Annotated in this window: 5 protein-coding genes; 1 reads left to right on the top strand and 4 read right to left on the bottom strand. The window is 61.1% G+C overall.

What is annotated here, in order from left to right; translation table 11 throughout:
* Positions 1 to 510 precede the first annotated feature (510 nt).
* Positions 511 to 2,115, top strand: a complete 1,605-nt coding sequence (locus tag MYY08_RS13860; protein ID WP_038627256.1) for an inorganic phosphate transporter — start codon at positions 511 to 513, stop codon at positions 2,113 to 2,115.
* Here the strand turns inward: MYY08_RS13860 and MYY08_RS13855 are convergent.
* From MYY08_RS13855 to MYY08_RS13840, 4 genes are all read right to left on the bottom strand, one after another.
* Positions 2,091 to 3,290 carry an MFS transporter gene (locus MYY08_RS13855; protein WP_081981863.1) on the bottom strand — a complete coding sequence of 400 codons (1,200 nt, stop codon included), beginning with the start codon at positions 3,288 to 3,290 and terminating at the stop codon, positions 2,091 to 2,093. The genes MYY08_RS13860 and MYY08_RS13855 overlap by 25 nt on opposite strands.
* 90 nt (positions 3,291 to 3,380) lie before the next feature.
* A complete protein-coding gene (gene dusC / locus MYY08_RS13850; RefSeq protein ID WP_038627259.1) occupies positions 3,381 to 4,331 on the bottom strand; it encodes a tRNA dihydrouridine(16) synthase DusC in 951 nt (316 codons plus the stop codon).
* Positions 4,332 to 4,475: 144 nt separating this feature from the next.
* Positions 4,476 to 5,972, bottom strand: a complete 1,497-nt coding sequence (rhlE, locus tag MYY08_RS13845; protein ID WP_038627260.1) for an ATP-dependent RNA helicase RhlE — start codon at positions 5,970 to 5,972, stop codon at positions 4,476 to 4,478.
* 236 nt (positions 5,973 to 6,208) lie between these two features.
* Positions 6,209 to 6,601: a YbhQ family protein gene (locus MYY08_RS13840; RefSeq protein ID WP_038627262.1), complete on the bottom strand. Its 393-nt coding sequence runs from the start codon at positions 6,599 to 6,601 to the stop codon at positions 6,209 to 6,211.
* Positions 6,602 to 6,653: the final 52 nt, after the last annotated feature.

Below are 6,653 nucleotides of genomic sequence, written 5' to 3'. Positions count from 1 at the left end.
GATAAAAACCCGAAAGTAATTTAAAAAAATAGATTGACGCCGCGGCCGCTTTTAATAATAATCGCTAAGCCAACTTAGCTGTAGAATAAAAATAATGTTTAACCTTTTCCTGCACCAGGGAAATTTATCTCGGTTATTCGTTCCAGTGCCGTCAGCGCCTGCGCTGGCGGCACTCTTTATCCGTCATCCTTCCCTTATTTTTATATTAACCACGCCGCCTTTTATCCTGTAACAGGTTTAAGTTAATAACCCATCTAATTAAAGCGGCTTAAGCGCGCCCGGCATAAAACAGTTAATTTTTCCCGTTACTAAAACAGCTTATTTCAACCGTTACTTATTTGCACGTCTTTTAATTACCCCGTTCTTTACCTTAATAAAAAAGCCGCTTCACCACGACACGTTATTAACGCAACGGCGATCGGGAAATGATTATCCGCGCGGCGTTCGTCATTCTTCTGTCATATAAAACGCGTATTACGGCTACAGCGTTTCACGATTTTACGGTGCGATATGAGTGACCATGGCGCTTCTGCCCGCTATACAACCCGTTTTCCCACGCTGTATCCGACGCCTTCCGGCAGACGGCAGCGCCTCTCCCTGCTGCTGCTCGGGCTGCTATCGATTGTCGGCATCAGCTGGATGATGACGCAGCTGGCTGCGGATATTGACTATGCCACCGGCGGCGCGCCATCGTTTTTAACCGCGCTACTGTTATGCAGCGCGCTGCTGCTGGCGCTGGGGTTTATCTTTATTAACGGGATGCACGACACCGCTAACGCCGTGACGACGGTGATCTATACCGGCACGCTTTCGCCCGCCCGCGCGGTACTGATTTCCGCCGTCGCGAATATGCTCGGCGTGCTGCTCGCCAGCGGCGTAGTCGCGTGGGGCGTTATGTCTCTGCTGCCGCCGGAAGGGTTGATCGCGCTGGACGCCCGTCACGGATATGCGTTGATTTACGCGTTGCTGCTGGCGGCCATCGTCTGGAATTTCGCCAGCTGGTATGTCGCTATCCCCTCCTCCTCTTCCCATGCGCTGCTGGGCGCTATGCTCGGCGTGGGCGCCGCCAGCAGCCTGCTGAACAATCAGGGCGCGCTGACCGGCATTGACTGGCGGCAGGCAAGCTGGGCGGGGTGGGCGCTGCTGCTCTCTCCGCTGCTGGGCTTTCTCGCCGCTGGCCTGCTACTGCGGCTGATGAAGGCGCTGCTGCCCCATTCTCTCGCCGTTTCCGTCGCGTCGGAGCGGCGTCCTCCACTCTGGCTGCGCGGCATGCTGATCCTGACCAGCAGCGGCGTCTCGTTTGCCCACGGCGCTAATGATGGTCAGAAAGGAATGGGTCTGATGATGGTAATCCTGCTGGTCGCCCTGCCCGGCGCGTTCGCCCTTAACCGCACCCTGCCGGAGCGCGAACTCGCCAGCCTGACCCTGTTGACTGCCCAGGCGCAGGCGCAGCTGCCCCAGCGCGCCGGTCTGTCGCTGACAGCGGCGCAGGCGATACTCGATAACTACCGGCAACGGGAAGGCGCGCGCGACGGCGTACTGCCGGCGCTGGGAACGATGACCGCCAGCCTGCATCAGCAGCTGGACGGGATAAAAAACCTCAGCGACCTGCCGCCGACGGAAACCACAACGCTGCGCCTGCGTATGACGCTGACCGCCGACGCGCTACAGCGGTTGCTGGAGGATGAAAATCCGCTGTCCGCCAGTCAGCGTGCGCTGCTAAGCAGCCTGGCCGCGCAGTTGAACCACGCCAGCAGCCTTATTCCCTGGTGGGTGAAAATCGTGGTGGCGCTGGCGCTGGGACTTGGCACGCTGACGGGCTGGCAGCGCATCGCCATTACCATTGGCGAACGCACCGGCAAAGCACCGCTGACGCCGATGCAGGGCGCCAGCAGCGAACTGGTGACTATGACCACGCTGGGCGTGGCGGAACAGTTTGGTCTGCCGATCTCTACCACCCAGGTGCTGACCTGCGGCGTGGCGGGCAGCATGGTGGCAAGCCGCAGCGCTTTACAATGGCGCACCCTGAAGCGCATGGGGCTGGTGTGGCTGCTGACCTTGCCGGTCTGCGCGTTGCTCTCCGCCCTGCTTTATACGCTGTTTATCTCTCTGTAGCGCGTCTGCCGCCAGAGTCGCAGCGTCAGCAACAGCGCCATCAGCACCACCAGCGCGGCGGCGGGCCAGATGGCGCTCATCCCCGCGCGGCTAATCAACAGGCCCGCCAGCGGGCCGGTCAGCCCCAGCGCCAGATCGAGAAACGCTGAATAGATGCCAAGCGCGGCGCCCTGATTTTGTACTTCCACCTGCTTCACCGCCTCAACGCCCAGCGCCGGGAAGACCAGCGAGAAGCCCGCGCCGGTTAAAAACGCCCCCGCATCCACCAGCCACGGCGTATCGGCCTGCCAGATCAGCAGCAACCCCAGACACTCCAGCGCAAAAGAACAGACCGACACCGGCAACCCGCCAAAACGGGTAATGGTGCGGCTGAAGATCAGGCGCATCAGCACAAAGCCGATGCTGAACAGGCTGAGCGCAAAGGCCGCGCCCTGCCATTCCCGGCTGGCGAAATAGAGGGTGATAAAGGTGGCGATCATGCCGAAGCCGATGGTGCCCAGTCCCAGCCCCAGTCCGTAGGCCCATACTTTCGACGCCACGCGATGAAACGGAATGCGCACCCCAACCGCGACGCTGACCGATGGCTTGCCGCTGGCCAGCGCGAAGCCGACGACGCCCATCAGAGCGACCAGCACGGCAAAGCCATGCACGCCCATCAACGCATTCAGCGCTACACCGAGCGGCGCGCCCAGCGCCATCGCAAGGTAAGTCGCTACGCCGTTCCAGGAGATAACGCGCGCCGTCTGTGTGGGGCCGACGATATTCATGCCCCAGAGCGTGGCGCCGGTGCTGCTGAAGCTCTCGCCAACGCCCAAAAAGACGCGGCCGACCGCCAGCAGGCTCAGGCTCAGCCAGGGAACTGACGCCGCCAGCCCCGCCAGCACCGTCAGCACGCCGCTTAAGCCGCAGCAGCTCATACCGAGCATCACCACTTTTTTCGGTCCAAACGAATCCGCCAGCCTGCCCGACTGCGGGCGGCTTACCAGCGTGGCGAAATATTGTACGCTGATAATCAGCCCCGCCATAAAGGAGCTGTAGCCAAGCTGGTTATGCACAAAGCCAGGCAGCACCGCCAGCGGCAGGCCGACCGAGAGATAACAGAAAAAGGTAAAGACGATAACGGAGAGAATGCGTCGGTTAAGTTGCGCGTTGGTTAGTGCGGGTATCGGGGTCATCATCGCTGAAAAAACAAGGGGTCCATACGAACCCATCATACGACAGGCCCGCCTGCGACGCGTCCTTTTTAGCATTATGTTACAAAACAGTTACACCATTGCCTGCTCGCAGTGACGATCGATCGCCGCCGCAATTTCCGGCGAGGTTTTCAGCGTGCGCACGGTGGTGAACAGTCCGTCCGCCTCTGGGTAGGCCTTGCGCAGATAACCGAGCCACTGTTTGATGCGCGCCACGTGATACATGCCGGTGTCGCCCTGCTTTTCCAGCCGGGTGTAACGATGCAGCAGCGCCATCACCTGCGGCCAGGGCATCGGCGGTTCGTTATATTTCACCACCCGGCTGAGGTTAGGCACGTTCAACGCGCCGCGTCCGATCATCACCGCATCGCAGCCGGTTTGCGCCATGCACTGCTGCGCGCTCTCCCAGTCCCAGATTTCGCCGTTGGCGATCACCGGGATACGCAGACGCTGACGAATTTCACCGATCGCCTGCCAGTTGATGCATTCGGCGCGGTAGCCTTCCTCTTTGGTGCGACCATGCACCACCAGCTCGCTGGCGCCCGCCTGCTGCACCGCATCAGCGATCTCAAAGCGCTTATCGCCGGAATCCCAACCCAGCCGCACTTTTACCGTCACCGGCAGATGATCGGGCACCGCCTCGCGCATCGCCTTCGCGCCGCGATAGATCAGTTCCGGGTCTTTTAACAGCGTGGCGCCGCCGCCGCTGCCGTTGACCAGCTTCGAGGGGCAGCCGCAGTTCAGATCGACGCCCCAGGAGCCCAGTTCCGCCGCGCGGGCGGCGTTTTCCGCCAGCCACTGCGGGTGCTGGCCCAGCAGCTGCACCCGCACCAGCGTGCCGGAAGAGGTGCGGCTCTGCTGCCGCAGCTCCGGGCAGAGGCGCAGAAACGATTTTACCGGCAGCAGCTGATCCACCACGCGCAAAAATTCGGTGATGCAGAGATCGTAATCGTTTACCGAGGTCAGCAATTCGCGCACCAGCGAATCGAGAACCCCCTCCATCGGCGCCAGTAACACCCGCATGAGAACACCCTTTGAAAAATTTGACGCGCAAGTTTACGCCTTTTGCGCCGCGCTGAACATCGTCGGCGCGCGCTTTGTGGCGACGGCGAGACAAAAAAAACGGCCACCGCAAGGGTGGCCGTCTGTTGCCGTCGCGAGACGCGATTAACGATTGCCGGCAGGCTTATCGCTGCGCGGACGCGCTGAACGCTGGCCGCTGCGCTCGCCGGAAGGACGACGCGGCTGGCTGCCGTCACGATCGCCGGAGAGACGACGCGACGGCGCGCCTTCGCCGGAAGGACGGCGCGGTGCGTTGCCTTCACCGCTGCGGCGCGGCGCGTTGCCTTCGCCTGAGGTGCGGCGCGGCTGACGTTCGCCGGACGCGCTCTGACGCTGGCCTGCCGGACGATCGCCGCCCTGCCCGCCGCGCGCGGACTGACCGCGTCCGCCCTGGCTGCGACCGCCGCCGCCGTTGCCGCCGCGCTGTTGACGACCGTTAACGATCGGCTCTGCTTTGATGTTCGGGTCCGGCTCAAAGCCCGGCAGCGCCATGCGCGGAATTTCACGCTTCAGCAAACGTTCGATATCGCGCAACAGTTTATGTTCGTCCACGCAAACCAGCGAGAGCGCCTCGCCGGTTGCCGCCGCGCGGCCGGTACGACCGATACGGTGTACATAATCTTCCGGCACGTTGGGCAGCTCGTAGTTCACCACGTGCGGCAGTTCTTCGATATCCAGGCCGCGCGCGGCGATGTCGGTCGCCACCAGCACGCGAATATGACCGCTTTTGAAGTCGCTCAGCGCACGGGTGCGCGCGCCCTGGCTTTTGTTGCCGTGAATCGCAGCAGCGGTGATACCGTCTTTATTGAGCTGTTCAGCAAGGTGGTTGGCGCCGTGTTTGGTGCGGGTGAAAACCAGCACCTGCTGCCAGTTGCCCTGACCGATCATCAGCGACAACAGTTCCCGCTTACGCTTTTTATCTACAAAGTGAACGTGCTGCGTCACCTGCTCAGAGGCGGTGTTGCGGCGCGCGACTTCCACCTGGCTTGGGTTATCCAGCAGCTTCTCGGCAAGAGTTTTGATCTCATCGGAGAAGGTGGCGGAAAACAGCAGGTTCTGGCGTTTCGCCGGCAGGCGCGCCAGCACGCGGCGGATATCGTGGATAAAGCCCATATCGAGCATGCGGTCCGCTTCATCCAGCACCAGCATTTCCACATGGGAGAGATCGACCGCGTTTTGCTGCGCCAGGTCGAGCAGACGGCCCGGCGTCGCCACCAGCAGATCGACGCCGCCGCGCAGCTTCATCATCTGCGGATTGATGCTGACGCCGCCGAATACCACCAGCGAACGCAGGTTCAGGTATTTACTGTAGTCGCTGACGTTTTCGCCGATCTGCGCCGCCAGTTCACGCGTCGGGGTTAAGATCAGCGCGCGCACCGGGCGACGACCTTTCGCCGGCTGCGCTTTGGCGCTCAGCAGCTGCAGGATCGGCAGGGTAAAACCGGCGGTTTTACCGGTGCCGGTTTGGGCGCTGGCCATCAGATCGCGCCCTTCCAATACCACAGGGATCGCCTGACGCTGTACGGGGGTGGGATCACGATAGCCTTGCTCGGCAACGGCACGCAAAATATCGGCGTTAAGGCCGAGAGAATCAAAAGACATAGGGGTTCAACTCCGGTTCCGCCCTGACCGTCGTTAACGGTGCAGTTTCCAGGGGGAGATCATGACGCTTGTTGAGCAAGCGGTTGAAAGGGCACAAACTACGGTGCGTAATGAGATCAGTGTAACAGTTTACGCGTCGGGGGGATAGCGGCGCGCGGCGACAGAATGAAAAAGCGCGCGGTGCAATAAAAACGGGGCCGCGCGATGCGGCCCCGACGTTTTGCAGCAAGCCTTGCTTAACTGCGTTTCTTTTCCACGCGCGGCGTCTGCTCTTTGACCAGCAGCGACACCAGCGCCGGGCCCACCAGCATCACCAGGCCGAGACAGGCCAGCAGCAGGTTGTTATGCAGCAGGCGGGACACCAAAAACAGCACCAGCATCGCGGCGCCGAAGTAGTAGGTTGTGGTGATCTCTTCTAAAAAGTCACCAACCCGACGCAGCCGAGCAATTCGCTGCGTCAGCAGCATCGCGATAAATACTGCGGCGTAAGCGGCCACCAGTACGCTACTTACTTCCACCAACGCCCTCTCCCGCCAGCCCCAAAACAGGGCGACAAACATCATCAGATGCAAAGAGATATGCAGGCAGGGTTGGCCGGTCGCAATCTGTATACGATTAAACCATTTCATCCTCTTCTCCCGGCAGCGTCCGAAACGCTGCCCAAGTTGCCGGCAGAGCCGG

Source organism: Mixta sp. (assembly GCF_024610815.1).
GTDB classification, from domain to species: domain Bacteria; phylum Pseudomonadota; class Gammaproteobacteria; order Enterobacterales; family Enterobacteriaceae; genus Mixta; species Mixta calida.
Note: the sequence above shows the minus strand (reverse complement) of the source record. Positions and strands in the feature narration are given on the sequence as shown.